Below are 15,873 nucleotides of genomic sequence, written 5' to 3'. Positions count from 1 at the left end.
TTTACTTGGCGTAAGTCAATTTTGCGCCTAAAAAGAAAATCGCATAATTATCTGTACATTCTGTGTGAACCAATGCGATGTAAACTTTTTTACCTTCAAATTTTGAAGGAACAGCAACTGCTGCAGAAAACTCATCACCATCAGACAAAGTGTTTGTAGAAAGCACTTCAGCTTCTCTACAATTTTCTTCGGTAATCGGAGAATCAGATGCTACAACTTTAAAAGTTTCTGCAGAATAAGAAGCATCGCCAGCCTTAACATTTACAGTTATCATACCATCAACTCCTTCGAGTGTCAATTCAGGAAATACGAGGTAGTTTTCCGGAGTAAGCGGTGCATTTAACCATGAATAAGAAACAAATGCTTTTTGAGTTCCTTCTTCATCATAATCAGTCATCGCCCATCCGTTTCCGTCGCCATCTTTGTCAATTGACTCGAAGCCGGCAGCAGCCCACTCTTCAGCAGAGTTTGAGGCAATGCTAATTTCGTATGCAGTAACACCTTCTCTGGTAGTAAACGACTGAACTTCGCTTACTGTGGTTCCGCCTTCATAATTGGTTGCAAAAGCTTTAAAATAATATGCTTTTTGCCCCTGCAGACTTGAAGCAACCAGCGTGTATGTGCCGTCTTCTTCAACTTCAACCACATTTGCATCTTTTGTTACGGAAATAACTTCTGCCGACGAAAAGTCTGTTTCGCTTTCAGAAAGCAGGAATCCCCGGTCTATGGCAGCAGTATCAGCATTTGCAGTCAACACTGCATATTCGGCGCTAACTTTCACAATACTTACTTCGCTAAGTTCCGGCGCTTTTGTTTCATCGTATTCAATACGATAGTCATCCGGGTTCACAAGTTCTTCCTGGCAGGAAGAAAATGCGGTTGTCCCGGCTAACATCAAAATGAATAGTTTTATATAATTCTTCATAATATCTCAGTTTATTAAATGTAAAATTTGCAAAAGAAATCAAGGATTATTGTCTTCAGGACCAACATCAGGGTTGTTGTCAATTTCCTTGGTTGGCAACATATAAGTAAATTTCCAGTCTTCTGCGGGCACAACGAGTTTTGCATCCTCAGGATGGTTTGAGCCCGGGTAATCTCTGTTAATACCCAGTTTCAAACGTTTAATGTCGAACAGTGCGATTCCGATTTCACCCCACAGTTCAATTCTCCGTTGCTGCCTGATTTCTTCCAACAAATTTGAAGTAGGCACAGTGTAATTGGGATCACGATTTTCCATGAGTTCTTTCAAAAGGGCTGCAGCTTCGCCGGGCTGATTCATTTCTGCACGGGCTTCTGCTTCAATCAGCAACATTTCTGAAGCTCTCATGTAAACCAAATCCTGAGTATTGTCTGCACCATCGTCGCTGGCGCCGAATTTACCATTTACATAAGCGGCCAATTCCACACCGTTGTATCCACCGTCAGGAAATGTAGTTCCGTCGGGAGACTGGTACGCCAGTTTTCTGGAGTCAGTGTCACTCATGTGATCATACAACCTGCGGTCGATTGCTTTGAACATCCCTGTAAGAGAAGCATAACCATAACTAAAACTTGAGAAGAACGAGTTGTGGTTGCAAATACCTGTTTTTACGATATCCAGATCTGAAGTTACAATTGAGCCAAACATCCATTCAGGGTTTGAAATGTACTTGAATCCGGCGAGGTACTGTTCCCCGGTCATAATCGGGTATCCGCTTCTGGCTTTGCTGGCAGCATCTGCTGCAGCTTCCCAGTTTTCCATGCTTAAATAAACACGAGCTAAAAATCCGTAGGCAACCGACTGGTCGATAAAGCCTTTGGTCGCTCTGCTGTATCCGTCCAAAAGTTTAATTGCGTCGGTAAGGTCTTTCACCATCAGGGTGTAAACTTCGCGCATTGACTTACGGGGAGTTCCTTCTTCGCTTTCAACTTCAGTAACAATCGGAACACCGGGATCATCTTCGTGGCCAACGTACGTTTTCTGAAAAAACTGAACCAGGTAGTGATAGCTGTATGCGCGTGTAGCGAGTGCCTGTCCGCGGAAAGCTTTCATCTGGCTGTCTTCGGCATCTTCCGGAATTTTTGCAAGAATGTCGTTAGCCAGTTTAATAGAACGATACAAATATTGCCATACAAAATAAGGATGTGTGTAGTCTTTATCGCGCAGTTCCAGCAAATAATCGTGGTAATACCAGTTGTACGAAGACGATGTTTGAACAACATCTTCTCCCATCATATCGGCAATATGGAAAATACTTTTTATCCCGTGGTCGTCGTGCTTAACCTGAGCGTCACTCAACCCCATTGAGTTAAAAGTAACCAGGTGCCCGTACATACCGGCAATCATTGGTTCAATTACCAATGCAAGAGCAGCCGGATCCGATTCTGCAAGTTTGGTTATCTGTGATTGAGATACAGTGCCTTTTGGCTCTGTATTCAGTTCATCGCTACAGGAAGTAGTTAAAACAAGCGCGCCTGAAACGATGAATATCAAATATTTATAAATTCTCTTCATAACATTTTCTCTTTAAAAAATTTAGAACGTCAGATTCAACCCTGCCGAAATGGTTTTAATTGGCGAGTAATTCATATCAGTAGAAGTTGTTACGCCACTAAAGTACATTCTGGGGTCAAATCCCTGTCTTCTTGACATAAACAGCAAGTTATCGGCTGCAACATAAAACCGCAAAGCTTCAATGCTCCATTCTTTTGTGATGTATGAAGGAAGCGTGTAACCTAAAACAATATTTCTCAAAGAAAAATAGTCTGCTTTGGTAAGGAATCTGTCGCTAATATTGTTTGCGTCAACATACCTGTCAATTCTAGGAACGCTTGTGTTAGTATTCGATGGAGTCCATCTTTTTAGAATGTCTCTGTGCCAGTTCTGACCAACACTGCTTGCATCGCCGGAGTGCATAAAACCACCGTAAACACCATCATAAACGTATCCGCCAATTTGGAAAGAAGTCTGAACACTCAAATCGAAACCTTTAAACTGAGCAGTTGTAGAGATACCTCCGAACAAGTCAGGAGTTGCATCTTTATCTGTTTTATAACGTGTTGCATCCGACCAAACAGCTGTTGTTGTTTCGCCTGTTACCTTTCCTTCGTCGTCTGTCACGTCCATGTACCAAAGACCTTGGCCTGTTTCAGAATCAACTCCGGCATATCTGCGCATGTAGAATAAATAAGGAGAACTGCCTTCGTCCCATTTCTGGTATGCACCTCGTGTAAGCCCTTCTTCTTTGTACATATCGGGCAACTCGTCGATGGTTGTTTTGTAGTGGGTAGCGTTAAGCGTTACATCCCATGAAAAATCTTTGGTGCTTATCAGTTTTGTGTTCAACTGCAATTCAACACCTTTATTGGATAATTTACCAATATTAAAAGGAATTTCCGGGATACCTGAAGAAGGAGCCTGCGGCAACACAAACAACAGGTCTGAACTTGTTCTGTTGAAATAATCGATATTTCCGGTAAATGTATTGAGAAAACCGAAATCGAAGCCAAGAGTAAAAGTATTGTTGCTTTCCCATTTAAGGTCTTTGTTCCCTTTAAAAGCAAATTCCAAACCTACTTCTCCGTCGTTATTTACAATATTATACTGGTCTTCGTAAGCGTAGTAGTAATAACTGCCCGATGCTGTGGTGTAATCACCCAGATTATCGTTACCAATACTACCGTAGCTAACTCTCATTTTCAGTACATCCAGAAATGAAAGATCTTTCAGGAAGTCTTCATCGCTCATTACCCATGAACCACCAACAGACCAGAACGTTCCCCAACGGTTATCGGGATGGAACCTTGAAGATCCGTCGTAACGGATACTTCCGTCCAGGTAGTATTTTTCGCGGAAGCCGTAGTTTACGTGTCCAAAATAACTTTCCAGAGTATAATCGTAAGCATACGAACCAACTGAACTCATAACAACAGCCCAGTCCATTTCAGTAATCTCGGGGAACAGGAAATTTTGTTTACCGCCGTAGCTGGCGCTGTAATCCCACTCATAGTATTCATGACCTGCTTTGGCTGTCAACGAATGCTCTTCGCCAAGCTTTTTATTGAATGACAGAATCTGGTTTGTGTTAATTGTACGGGTCCGACTGCTGCTTTTAGAAATATAACCGCCGGTTTCTGCATACTGGCCAATCTGGTTGTTATCAATTCGGGTACCGTTTGTTTGTGCATTATCAATACCCAGGTTCATAATCAAATCCAAATCTTTAGTAATTGAAAGTGTAGCCCCGCCGGTGAAATTTATCCGGTCTAGCCCAGTTTCTTCAGTATTCAGCACCTGAGTTCCTGCAGGGTTTGCAAGAGGCATCATCGGCCTTTTCATATCCTTATCGTCGCCAAAGTCATACTGTTTGTTTCCGTTTTTATCCAATCTAAGCGAACCATCAAGGTTATGCTGATAAATAGGATAAATAGGAGCAACTACCTGTGCAACATAAAAAATGTTAGCCGAGCTGCTACCAGCCGAAGTCGGGTTCATGGTGTTGGTTTTCACGTAAGACATGTTCCCATGAACTTTCAACCATTTAGTTACGTCCTGAGCCAGTTTCAACCGTGTGGTGTAACGTTCAAACCCGCTGTTTGGACTGTATCCCTGGTCATCCAAATAGTTAAAAGACATAAAGTAGTTTGTACCTGAAGATACTCCACTCATGCTGATTGAATGTTCCTGACGAATTCCGGGATCGAAAGTCAGATCTTCCCAATCTTCCCTATAAAGCAGGTTGGCATTGGGATTAACTTTTCCGGTCAGCGGGTCAACAACCTGGTTGTTAGGAACGTCATAATTGTTGTATCCCAGCATCCATTCAGCTGCACCGGTGGTAGGATTATCATATTTTATCAACCGGTTACTTGCGTAATATCCTGCTTCGATAAAAGATAAATTACCTTTATATAAACGATCGTTTCTCAACCCTTCCCAGAATGTTTCATAATATTCTGCGGGGTCAGTCATTACATCGTACCCTTCGTATGCTTTTGAGTTAATACCAATTTTACTGTCAACTACAATACGTGGTTTGCCAGATGTTCCTCTTTTAGTTGTAATAAGAATTACACCGTTTGCAGCACGTGCCCCATAAATTGCAGTAGCAGAAGCATCTTTCAACACTGTCATTGATTCAATATCAACCTGACTAATGTTGTTAATGTTTCCTTCGTATGGAATTCCATCAACAACGTACAATGGAGAACTGCTTGCAGACAACGAGCCCATTCCCCTAATTCGAACTTTCGCTCCTTCTCCAGGCTGGCCTGAACTGCTGGTTGTCTGAACACCTGCAACTGAACCTTCCAAAGCTCTTGAAATATTTGACACCTGGATTTTCTGGAGTTCTTCACCTTTAATAGCAGACTGAGAGCCTGTTAACGACTTTTTGGTTTGGGTACCGTAAGCCACAACCATTACTTCATCAAGGCCTACAAGTTCCTGTTGAAGGACAACATCAATTGTACCTGAAGTAATTTCAACCTTTTGAGAAGTCATTCCGACGAAAGAAAAAACCAATTTTCCAGCGTCATCCGGAACATCAACCTGATAAAAACCATCAATGTTTGTTATGGTTCCAAGCGTAGTTCCTTCTACCATTATTGAGACCCCAGGTATCGGGTTTCCGTCGTCGGCACTTGTTACAGTACCGGTAATACGCCGCACCTGTGCCTCAACTGAGAGCATGCCAAGCATAGCAATGCCAAACAGCATTAGCGCAATTTTCTTCATAAATCAAATTTTAAATAATTAATCACTCACTCTTCTGGGCGGCGAATTTATAAAAATTATAGCTCGTTAACTTATTTTTACAATTTTTCAGGTGTTTTTAAGTAACAATTTGCATTTCATTAAAGATACAGTTAACATAAAATATTGTTAAATAAAAATTTCAAAAACGGGTTTTCATATTGATGAGATATTTCTGCTACCTTTACGAAAAACGTATTTTATGTAACTAAACAAAAATTCAATTTCCCTATGAAAAAGCTAGCCACGTCCCTTCTTGTAACCCTCTTCTTCAGTTTTTGTGTTTATGCCGGGCAACCTTTAAATGTGGTCGTCATCGGAGCACATCCCGATGATGCAGATATTCGCGCAGGAGGAACCGCCATTAAATATGCAAAAGCAGGGCACAATGTTCTGTTTGTGTCGCTTACTAACGGCGATGCGGGTCATCACGAAAAGGGAGGCGGAGCGCTGGCACGCATCAGGCGCGCCGAGGCACAGGAAGCCGGAAAACGGTTTGGCGTAAAATACGTTGTACTGGATAACCACGACGGAGAATTGATGCCAACGCTGGAAAACAGGTTCGAAGTAATCAGGCTAATCAGAAAATGGAATGCTGATATTGTTATGGGGCCGCGCCCCAACGACTACCACCCCGACCACCGGAATACTGCCATTATTGTTCAGGACGCTGCCTACATGGTAATTGTTCCGAATGTTGCGTCGGATGTGCCACCATTAAAAAAGAACCCGGTATTTTTATATGTAGAAGACCGTTTTCAGAAACCATATCCTTTTCAGCCCGATATTTCGGTTGATATTTCAGAAGAGTTTAACCAGAAAATATACGGTATTGCGGCGCACGAGTCACAAATGTTTGAATGGCTTCCGTGGACCAACGGAAAGCTAGACCAGGTGCCCGATTCAGAAGATGCGCGTTTAGAGCTGTTAAAAGAATGGCGCAAACCAAGCATTTCAGAAAAGGTAGAACAGTCACTAATTAAATGGTACGGCAAAGAAAAGGCATCGAAAATTACCGCAGCAGAGGCTTTCGAGATTTGCGAATACGGCAGAAGGCCTTCTGACGAAGAGTTGGCAAAACTGTTTCCATTTTTCGATTAACTGCTTTTCGGGAAATTTGCCCGGGAAGCGTCGACATCGAATCGGGACTACCACAGAAGTATCGTCAAATTATGATTCAGTTTTTATTGTTAATTCTGATGAAACATAATCGTGAAAAAACACTAAACATAGAATTCGATCTGGTTAAATCGAATTCTATGTTTGTGTTTAGAAGCATTGATAAAATTGACTAATAATCAGGAGCACCAGCCCTGTCGATCTAAAAAATCACAACTTCAGCCTGATTCCAATTCTTGAGAGCAGTGCTGAAAAACCAATCATGGCCAGCGCCCAAACCACCGAACCGGTAATTACCAACACCGGGTTTTCCAGGTACTTATAAAAAAACAACGGAAAACTGCTCATCCAAACCGAATAGTAAATAATATTTGGGGCCAGGTAGGTGGTCAGCGAATTTTGCCCGGCGGGTTTAAAAACGCTGCTCCACCTGGTTTTTCCCCATACATCGAGCACTAAAAAAAGTAGCACAAAAAGCAGAATACTAATGCCGGTACAAATTAAACCCCAACTGGGAGTGCCCTTTATTTTTGAAATAATAAACCAGTTGCGTAAAACAAATCCGAGCAGCACACATAAAACGCCAAGCACTAGGCCAATAGTCGAAAATTGCTTCCATTTTTCAGCGCCTGTTTTCCTCAAAATAAGGCTGAAAAACAATCCGGAAACGACAAGCAGTGGCGTGCTACCTTCAAGTAAAATACCCAAAGCAGGACGCAGGAATTCTAATATTGAAAGCGTTTTCAGTTGAGAAAGCACATTCAAAGCAAAAAACAACATCCAAAACAAACCGGTTTTCAAAAGGCCCTCTTTCGCCACCAGGTACACCAATGCCGCAGACAAGTAGCCCCAACCAATCAGCCCTAAAATCCCCCACCAGCCGGTGACCAGCCAGCCCGGACTTTCTGCAGTCCCGCTTCTGAAAATTACAGCAAGAAACAGCAGCCCGGCAATCCCCAGCCCTTTCAATATAAAAATTGCTTTTCGGGAAATATTTCGATACAAGTTCCAAACTAAAAACACGGAAATATACATTAATAATGCCCACAGATTTTTACTAATTCCGGCCAGTTCCGGGTTCAATCTCGAAGCATTCAACATCAAGACACCAATAATCAGCAAACTAACGGTGCGCGAAAAAATATGTTGCAGCACCTGCCATGTAGAATTTCCTTTTTTAATTCGGCTTTGTACGGCAAACGGAATTGCCATGCCCACCATAAACAAAAAACCGGGGAACACCCAGTCTGCCAGCCCCATTCCATCAAAACCGGCCTCGGTGTGTCCCAGCCACCAGGGCACATTTTTCATGTACAAGTCGTTCACAAAAAGCATCAAAAAGAGCGTGAGGCCCCGCATAATATCAATAGTAAGAATTCTTTTCAATGGTTTGCAGTTTTAAATTTGTGTTGAAAATATAGATTTCAAAAGGACTAATCTTCCTTTGGCTGCTAATGCTGCCATTGCGTTTGCGGCAGCGCAGGTTTCTGTATTTCAAAAAGACTAAGTTGTGTATCCATGGCTTTTCGACGCCTGGCAGCACTGCCCGAGAGCAACATCCGTTTCAGGTTTTCGGGAGGCAGGTCGGTTTTCAGTCCGGCGGGCAGTTCGTTGGTTTTAATAAAATACTTCGCCCGTTTTAACACAACGCCTATCTTCTTCAAATGATAAAAAGTCAGCTTTCGGTGGCGCCGTGCCTGAATAATCCGTTGTGCCGACTGCACCCCAACTCCGGGAATTCGCAAAATCATTTCATAGTCAGCAGTATTTACATCAATCGGGAAAAGATGTAGATTTCGTAACGCGTAACCCAGCTTCGGATCCACTTCCAAATCCAGAAAAGGCTGTTCTTCTGTAAGTATTTCTTCAGCTTTAAAGCGATAAAAACGCATGAGCCAGTCGCTCTGATACAGCCGGTTTTCGCGCACCAACGGCGGTTTGTTCATGGCCGGCAACCGTTGATCGTAAACATTTACCGGGATGTACCCCGAAAAATAGACTCGCTTTAATTTTTGAGTTTGATAAAGATTGGACGACAGCAAAATGATTTGACGATCGGTTTCGGGCGTGGCTCCCACAATCAACTGGGTACTCTGTCCTGCCGGAGCAAACAGAGGCGCCGTTCTGTACTTTCTTCGCTCCTCTTTGCTCATTGCAATTTCGTTGCGTATCTGTTCCATGGGATTCATAATTCCCTGAAAATTTTTCTCGGGCGCCAGTTTCTTCAGATTGGGCTCGGTAGGAATTTCGATATTTACACTCAGCCTGTCAGCAAAACGCCCTGCCTGATTTACCAGCTCATCGCTGGCACCGGGAATGGCTTTCAAATGAATGTAACCGTAATAATTTTCTTCCTCGCGCAGTTTCCGGGCAACCTGCACCATTCGTTCCATTGTGTAATCCGGACTTTTAATTACTCCCGAACTCAGGAACAACCCTTCGATAAAATTGCGCCGATAAAACCCGATTGTAAGATCCACAATCTCCTGAACGGTAAATGTTGCGCGCGGCCGATCGTTGCTGCGCCGGTTCACACAATAGGCACAATCAAAAATACAGTGGTTGGTCATCAAAATTTTAAACAGACTGATGCACCGCCCGTCTTCCGTAAAACTGTGGCAAATTCCGCAAGACACGCCGCTACCTATTCCTTTTGATGCATTTCGACGGTTGCTTCCGCTGGAGGCACACGACACATCGTACTTGGCCGCATCAGCAAGAATACTAAGCTTTTGCTGTATTTTTTCATTGTCCATTACTCATTAAAAGTAACCAAAAAATTAATTGCATCAGCACACTTTTGGGTCAAAACAAAACAAAAAAAAACTTTCAATCTGTAACCGAAAACATTAACAAAAGAGAAACAGGATATTGAAAAACAAGGCAAATCCGAACAGCTTACCGGGAAAACTGTCGGCTGATTTTTACGCCTGCCATTTCATTACGTAAAACCATTCGCCTGAAAAACCAAACGAGCAGCGGACCAATACTAATTTGCTTCTTTTGAATTACCCGACTGATTTTTAAACAACGATGCCAGGTGCTGAAATGCTTCTTTAAACGACTCAGCGCTTTTAGAAAATGCTTCTTTTGCTTCGGCCCATTTGCCGTCTCCCGACTCTTCCATTTGGCGAAACCTGGCCTCAAGCTCGGCCTCAATTTCCTTTATCTCTTCCATTATTTCGTTGAATTTCGCCTTCGATTTCTCTTTAATTTCACCTTTTTTCGACTCCAACTCATCGATTTTGGCAAAGAGCTCGTCAATACTTTTTTTGGCTTTTTCTTTAAATTCTTCCCGGTTCATTTTTCTGATTTTTAGTTTCTATTCAACTCAAAAGTAGTAAATTGTAAAGATAAACCATTAAATTTTAAACGCATGTATCAATACAAAGCCACTGTAGATTATGTAGTAGACGGCGACACGCTCGACATCACAATTGACCTGGGATTTAAAATAACCACCCACCAGCGCATCAGGCTGGCAGACATTAACACACCTGAAATTTTCAGCGTAAAAAAAGACTCAGAAGAGCATAAACGCGGAATGGCGGCAAAGCAATACGTCGAAAAAAGACTGGCAGACAACGACAACAAAATAGTTATTGAAACCGAAAAAAACACAGGGAAGTACGGGCGCTACATCGGAACCATCTTTCTGGCAGATAGCGATATAACTTTAAACGAAGAACTGGTAAAAGAAGGACATGCCCTAAAAGTAAAATATTAGGGAAGTCATACCAGAAACAGGACACTACCCTTTTAGATAAAATCTGCAAAAAATTGAAGGTTATATTTTCCGAAGCATATACATTTTCGGGTTTCATTTTCTATCTTTCGAAAAAATAACTTGTTCTGAATATGACCATTGAAACTAAAAAGTTTGGCACTGCTCCGGTCTTTTTTACTGCAATTTCAACCATTCTGGGCGCAATCTTATTTTTGCGCTTTGGTTACGCAGTTGGAACCTTGGGATTCTGGGGAGTTATCCTGATTATTTTGCTGGGGCACCTGGTGACCATCCCCACCGCCCTGGCCATTTCCGAAATTGCCACCAACAAGCGGGTGGAAGGAGGAGGTGAATATTTCATCATCTCCCGTTCTTTTGGGCTGAACATTGGGGCCACCATTGGAATTGCGCTCTTCTTTTCGCAGGCAATAAGCGTTGCTTTTTATGTAATTGCTTTTACCGAAGCATTTGAGTTTTTTTTCAAATACATTTCCGACACCCTGGGGTTTGTGCTTCCCCGGCAAGCCATCAGTTTGCCGGTAATGGCCGGGCTGGCTATACTCATCATAAAAAAGGGAGCCAACCTTGGAGTAAAAGCACTCTATTTTGTAGTGGCCGTTTTACTTGTTTCATTGGTAATGTTTTTCCTGGGAAAAACCGGACAAGCAGAGGCTTCAACATTTAACCTGGCAAATGCCCAGTTTAGAAACAAGCAGGATTTTTTCGTTGTATTTGCCATAATTTTCCCGGCATTTACAGGCATGACTGCAGGAGTAGGGCTTTCGGGCGATTTGAAGCGACCATCGGTTTCTATTCCCATGGGAACAACACTGGCTACGTTTAGCGGAATGATAATCTACTTTTTTGTTGTGTACAAACTGGCTCAATCGGCCTCTGTTCAGGATCTTTTGCAGGAACAGCTAATCATGTCCCGCATTGCGCTGGGAGGTGCAATTGTAATTCCGCTGGGGTTGGCTGCGTCCACCATTTCATCGGCGCTTGGCTCGGTAATGGTTGCTCCGCGCACCTTGCAGGCTCTGGCGCTAGACAAAGCATTCCCGTCGAAAAAGGTAAATTCGTGGCTGGCAAAAGGAAGGATTGGCGATAACGAGCCGGTAAACGCATCATTGATTACATCGATTATTGCATTTATTTTTGTGGCGCTGGGCGATGTAAACGCGGTGGCCTCCATTATCTCAATGTTTTTTATGGTTACCTACGGTTCGCTTTGCCTCATTTCGGTACTCAACCACTTCGGTTCTTCACCGTCGTACCGGCCGTCGTTCAAAAGTCGCTGGTACATTTCGCTTACCGGATTTGCAGTGGCGGTGTGGGTTATGTTCAAAATAAGCACACTCTACGCTGTGTTGGCTTTTATGCTAATAACGGTAATCTACCTTTATGTTGACCACTACCACAAAACGCGCAAAGGCTTTGCATCTATTTTTGCCAATGCACTGTTTCAGCTTAACCGAAACCTGCAGGTGCTTATTCAGAAAAAACAAAGTAAAAAAGCACAAAAAGAGTGGCGGCCGAGTGCCATCTGCATATCAAAAGACTCGTTTAAACGCGACAAGGCATTCCGGCTGCTCAACTGGATTTCGTACAAATACGGGTTTGGAACTTATCTTCACCACATTGTGGGTTACTATTCAAAAAGCACAGCAGAACAGGCTCGGCTGGAACATAAAAAGCTGATTGACCATGTTAACAACATCGAGAACCACGTGTATATTGACACGCTGATTTCGCCATCGAACACTTCGGCCATTGCACAGGCTATTCAGATTCCGGGCATTGCAGGCATGGAAAACAACATGGTTATTTTTGAATACGACAAAGATAATCCTACTAATCTGGAAGAAATCATAGACAATTTTGCGCTGGTCAATTCCGGCGATTTCGACATTTGCATTTTAAGCAGCGGCAGCCGCGAAATTCAGTATAAAAAAGGAATTCACATCTGGATTAATTCGCTGGATACAGAAAATGCCAACCTGATGATTTTCCTCGGGTTCATCATTTCGGGGCACCCCGACTGGAGAAAAGGGCACATCCAAATTTTCAATATTTGCAGGCCGGAAGAAGTTCAGAGCACCAAAAAGGCGATGGAAGAGCTGGTTATTTCGGGAAGGCTCCCTATTTCAGGAAAAAACATTAAGCTGCTGACCCAGCAACCGGAAGTTTCCACTAAGGCAATTATTAACAACCATTCGTCCAATGCCGGACTGACGCTCATTGGCATTCGCGAAGAACGCATTAAAAAGGAAAAAGAAAAGGTATTTGATGGATACGATGAGTTGGGCACCATTTTGTTTGTTCACTCAAAAGACCAGAAAACCATAGAATAATGGCACGCTTCATAAAAAACAGAAAAGAATCGCACGGCGCCACACCGGGGTCCCTGATTTTTATCGGGAATCCCAAAATGGAAAAGTCAGAGATTCACCTGATGATTTACAACCGGGATCATCTGGAAGAAAAGCAGGTGAGCACCGTTGCCGAAATACCTGTGGAGCTCCCGGAGGAAGCCGTGTTGTGGATAAACATTTACGGGTTGCAAAACACCGAATTAATTGCAAAGGCAGGCGAACGGTTTTCAATTCACCCATTGGAGCTGGAAGATATTATGAACACTGACCAGCGGCCGAAAGTAACCGAGAACCCTACCAACCTTACCTTCTTTTTGAAAATATTACAATACCACGAAGACACCAGAAGGGTTTCCGGAGACCAGGTGTCAATCATACTGGGAGAAAACACCGTTATAACTTTTCAGGAGAAAACAGCGCACTATTTTGAACCGGTGCGCGAAAGAATACGACAAAACAAAGGGCGCATCCGGTACTCGGGCGCCGATTATCTGGCGTACGCCCTCATCGACACGCTGATTGACGGGTACATTCATTGTGTTGAAGGTGTTGGTGCGTCCATGGAAGAGATGGAAAAAGAAGTGTTGAACAATGCACAAAAATCAACGCTCGAAGAAATTTACCGGATGAAAACCAACGTAGGATTTATTCGAAAATCTGTTTTCCCGCTTAAAGAAATAATGCTTCTGCTCAACAAAACAGAATCAAAACTCATTCAGAAAAAAACCATCAAATTTTTAAAAGATTTGAACGACCTTGCCACACAGGTTATGGAAGCGGTTGAGATTTATCACAACATGGCCAACGATTATCTGAATATTTACCACTCTAACGTTGGCAACCGCACCAACGAAGTTATGAAAGTACTCACCATTTTTGCTTCTATTTTTATTCCGCTGACTTTTATTGCCGGAGTGTATGGTACCAACTTCGATAACCTCCCCGAATTACATTTCAAATACGCGTATTTTGTTATGCTTGCCGTAATGGCTATTATTGCAGCAACAATGTTGTACTATTTCAGAAAAAAGGATTGGTTTTAAAAATTTAAAAGATGCAGGTAATTTTGGGAGCCGGAGGGGCAATCGGAAAAGAGCTGGCCAGAGCACTAAAAAACTACACCCCGAGCGTGAGGTTAGTAGGGAGAAACCCGAAAAAAATAAATGAAAGTGATGAATTATTCCCTGGGGATTTAAACGACCCGGAAACAGTTGACAAGGCAGTTAACGGAGCCGAAGTGGCCTACCTGACAGCGGGGCTGCCATACCGCGCAAAAACGTGGCAACAACAGTGGCCGGTTATTATGCAGAACGCAATTTCGGCGTGTAAAAAGCACCATTGCAAACTGGTCTTCTTCGACAATATGTACCTATACGATTCTGCCGAATTGTGCCCTATGGTGGAAGAGACCAAAATAAATCCGGGTTCAGAAAAAGGAAAAGTAAGGGCTCAGGTAGCAGAAATGTTAATGCACGAAACCGAAACCAGCCAGTTGAATGCGCTTATTGCGCGGGCTGCTGATTTCTATGGCCCGGGTATTGGCAACAGCCTTTTTAACGAAGCCGTTGTAAAAAACCTGAAAGCCGGCAAAAAAGCCATTTGCCTCTGTTCGGTCAAATACAAACACAACTACACTTACACCCCTGATGCAGCCAAAGCAACAGCACTGCTCGGAAATTCAGAAAATGCATACGGACAGGTCTGGCACTTGCCAACTGCCCCTGCCCAAACCATGCAACAATGGGTTGAATTGGCAGCCCGCGAGCTAAACGCGAAGCCAAAAACCATGGTAGTGTCAAAATCGCTGTTAACACTACTTGGTGTTTTCAACCCCATTATGCGCGAAACAAAAGAAATGCTTTACCAGTACGACCGCGACTACGAATTTGACAGCTCTAAGTTTGAAATGGTTTTCAATATGAAACCGACTTCTGCAAGCGAAGCAATAAAACAGATAATTAATTCGATGTAATTAAGAAGTTAATAATCTCCTTTCAAAAGAAACCGAATGAACAAAATTCACGACTATCTGGCCGAAACAACCGGATTATCTCCGGACATCCTTGCGAAGATTATTCTTTCGATGGGTATTATTTTGTTTCTCTACCTTTTAAAGATATTGATGTTGCGCATTGTGTGGCGACAAACAAAAAGCGCAAAAACCCGCTACCAATGGAAACGTTCTCTGTCTTTCATTTTTCCATTTTTAGGTCTGGTTCTGGTCGGAAGTGTCTGGGTGCAGGCATTCCGTCAGTTTGGTGCTTTTCTGGGCCTTTTTTCTGCCGGACTGGCAATTGCTCTAAAAGAGCCGTTGACGAACCTCGCCGGTTGGTTCTTTATTGTTTTCAGGCATCCGTTTATTGTTGGCGACCGAATTCAGATTGGCAAGCATGCCGGCGATGTGATTGACATCCGCCTTTTTCAGTTTACCATTCTCGAAATCGGAAACTGGGTGGAAGCAGACCAGAGCACCGGACGTATTATTCACCTGCCCAACGGGAAAGTGTTTACCGAACCCCAGATAAACTACAGTACCGGATTTAACTACATTTGGAACGAAATGCCCATTCGAGTTACGTTTGAAAGCAACTGGGAGAAGGCAAAAAGCATTCTTCAGAGCATTATCAATCAACACGCAGAAAACATTGACCGGGCTGCCGAACGCGAAATTTTTGAGGCCAGCAAAAGTTTCATGATCCATTACACACACCTCACACCGTATGTTTACACTTCCATAAAAGAGTTTGGTGTTCAACTAACAATTCGCTACCTGTGCAACCCCCGCAAACGCCGAGGAACCGAAAATGAAATCTGGCAGGATATTTTAACGCAGTTCCGCACCCACAGCGACATTCAATTTGCTTACCCAACCACCCGTTTTTATACGCGTGGCGAAGGAAATACCGGACAATAAACCA

The 15,873-nt window shown here is 43.0% G+C and carries 12 protein-coding genes; 6 read left to right on the top strand and 6 right to left on the bottom strand.

Annotation, left to right across the window (positions count from 1 at the left end; genetic code table 11):
- Position 1: 1 nt before the first annotated feature.
- Genes BUB08_RS17520 through BUB08_RS17510 form a run of 3 tightly spaced genes read right to left on the bottom strand, consistent with a single transcriptional unit; the run spans position 2 to position 5,719 of the window.
- Positions 2–925 carry a choice-of-anchor J domain-containing protein gene (locus BUB08_RS17520; protein WP_073003217.1) on the bottom strand — a complete coding sequence of 308 codons (924 nt, stop codon included), beginning with the start codon at positions 923–925 and terminating at the stop codon, positions 2–4.
- 39 nt (positions 926–964) lie between these two features.
- Positions 965–2,497, bottom strand: coding sequence for a RagB/SusD family nutrient uptake outer membrane protein (locus BUB08_RS17515; protein WP_073003216.1), 1,533 nt, complete (start codon positions 2,495–2,497; stop codon positions 965–967).
- Between the two features lie 21 nt (positions 2,498–2,518).
- Complete coding sequence (locus BUB08_RS17510) at positions 2,519–5,719, bottom strand: SusC/RagA family TonB-linked outer membrane protein (protein WP_073003215.1); 3,201 nt, start codon at positions 5,717–5,719, stop codon at positions 2,519–2,521.
- Positions 5,720–5,968: 249 nt separating this feature from the next.
- Here BUB08_RS17510 and BUB08_RS17505 point away from each other — a divergent pair, with 249 nt between their 5' ends.
- Positions 5,969–6,838 (top strand): PIG-L deacetylase family protein, encoded by an 870-nt coding sequence (locus BUB08_RS17505; protein WP_073003214.1) that lies wholly within the window; start codon positions 5,969–5,971, stop codon positions 6,836–6,838.
- A gap of 228 nt (positions 6,839–7,066) precedes the next feature.
- Here the strand turns inward: BUB08_RS17505 and BUB08_RS17500 are convergent, their stop codons facing one another.
- The 3 genes from BUB08_RS17500 to BUB08_RS17490 form a co-directional block, all read right to left on the bottom strand.
- Positions 7,067–8,242 carry a DUF5009 domain-containing protein gene (locus tag BUB08_RS17500; protein WP_217651648.1) on the bottom strand — a complete coding sequence of 392 codons (1,176 nt, stop codon included), beginning with the start codon at positions 8,240–8,242 and terminating at the stop codon, positions 7,067–7,069.
- A 65-nt stretch (positions 8,243–8,307) separates the two neighbouring features.
- Positions 8,308–9,612 carry a putative DNA modification/repair radical SAM protein gene (locus tag BUB08_RS17495; protein WP_073003213.1) on the bottom strand — a complete coding sequence of 435 codons (1,305 nt, stop codon included), beginning with the start codon at positions 9,610–9,612 and terminating at the stop codon, positions 8,308–8,310.
- A 233-nt stretch (positions 9,613–9,845) separates the two neighbouring features.
- Positions 9,846–10,160 (bottom strand): sll1863 family stress response protein, encoded by a 315-nt coding sequence (locus BUB08_RS17490; RefSeq protein WP_073003212.1) that lies wholly within the window; start codon positions 10,158–10,160, stop codon positions 9,846–9,848.
- Between the two features lie 72 nt (positions 10,161–10,232).
- Here BUB08_RS17490 and BUB08_RS17485 point away from each other — a divergent pair, with 72 nt between their 5' ends.
- The 5 genes from BUB08_RS17485 to BUB08_RS17465 all read left to right on the top strand — a co-directional run bounded on the left by BUB08_RS17485 (position 10,233) and on the right by BUB08_RS17465 (position 15,869).
- Complete coding sequence (locus BUB08_RS17485; protein ID WP_073003211.1) at positions 10,233–10,583, top strand: thermonuclease family protein; 351 nt, start codon at positions 10,233–10,235, stop codon at positions 10,581–10,583.
- 131 nt (positions 10,584–10,714) lie between these two features.
- A complete protein-coding gene (locus BUB08_RS17480) occupies positions 10,715–12,934 on the top strand; it encodes an APC family permease (protein WP_073003210.1) in 2,220 nt (739 codons plus the stop codon).
- Positions 12,934–13,998, top strand: a complete 1,065-nt coding sequence (gene corA / locus BUB08_RS17475) for a magnesium/cobalt transporter CorA (RefSeq protein WP_073003209.1) — start codon at positions 12,934–12,936, stop codon at positions 13,996–13,998. Before BUB08_RS17480 ends, corA begins: the two co-directional genes overlap by 1 nt.
- 11 nt (positions 13,999–14,009) lie before the next feature.
- Positions 14,010–14,927, top strand: coding sequence for an NAD-dependent epimerase/dehydratase family protein (locus BUB08_RS17470; protein ID WP_073003208.1), 918 nt, complete (start codon positions 14,010–14,012; stop codon positions 14,925–14,927).
- 36 nt (positions 14,928–14,963) lie between these two features.
- The gene (locus tag BUB08_RS17465) at positions 14,964–15,869 is read left to right on the top strand and encodes a mechanosensitive ion channel family protein (protein ID WP_073003207.1); all 906 of its coding nucleotides are present in this window, start codon (positions 14,964–14,966) and stop codon (positions 15,867–15,869) included.
- Positions 15,870–15,873 lie beyond the last annotated feature (4 nt).

The organism is Mariniphaga anaerophila (assembly GCF_900129025.1).
In the GTDB taxonomy this organism is placed as follows: Bacteria; Bacteroidota; Bacteroidia; order Bacteroidales; family Prolixibacteraceae; genus Mariniphaga; species Mariniphaga anaerophila.
This window is presented reverse-complemented; position numbering and strand designations above follow the sequence as displayed.

Excerpts from the sequence above, each read along its gene's own strand:
- BUB08_RS17520 (WP_073003217.1), bottom strand. The coding sequence starts at position 925 with ATGAAGAATTATATAAAACTATTCATTTTGATGTTAGCCGGGACAACC.
- BUB08_RS17515 (WP_073003216.1), bottom strand. The coding sequence starts at position 2,497 with ATGAAGAGAATTTATAAATATTTGATATTCATCGTTTCAGGCGCGCTT.
- BUB08_RS17510 (WP_073003215.1), bottom strand. The coding sequence starts at position 5,719 with ATGAAGAAAATTGCGCTAATGCTGTTTGGCATTGCTATGCTTGGCATG.
- BUB08_RS17505 (WP_073003214.1), top strand. The coding sequence starts at position 5,969 with ATGAAAAAGCTAGCCACGTCCCTTCTTGTAACCCTCTTCTTCAGTTTT.
- BUB08_RS17495 (WP_073003213.1), bottom strand. The coding sequence starts at position 9,612 with ATGGACAATGAAAAAATACAGCAAAAGCTTAGTATTCTTGCTGATGCG.
- BUB08_RS17490 (WP_073003212.1), bottom strand. The coding sequence starts at position 10,160 with ATGAACCGGGAAGAATTTAAAGAAAAAGCCAAAAAAAGTATTGACGAG.
- BUB08_RS17485 (WP_073003211.1), top strand. The coding sequence starts at position 10,233 with ATGTATCAATACAAAGCCACTGTAGATTATGTAGTAGACGGCGACACG.
- BUB08_RS17480 (WP_073003210.1), top strand. The coding sequence starts at position 10,715 with ATGACCATTGAAACTAAAAAGTTTGGCACTGCTCCGGTCTTTTTTACT.
- corA (WP_073003209.1), top strand. The coding sequence starts at position 12,934 with ATGGCACGCTTCATAAAAAACAGAAAAGAATCGCACGGCGCCACACCG.
- BUB08_RS17470 (WP_073003208.1), top strand. The coding sequence starts at position 14,010 with ATGCAGGTAATTTTGGGAGCCGGAGGGGCAATCGGAAAAGAGCTGGCC.
- BUB08_RS17465 (WP_073003207.1), top strand. The coding sequence starts at position 14,964 with ATGAACAAAATTCACGACTATCTGGCCGAAACAACCGGATTATCTCCG.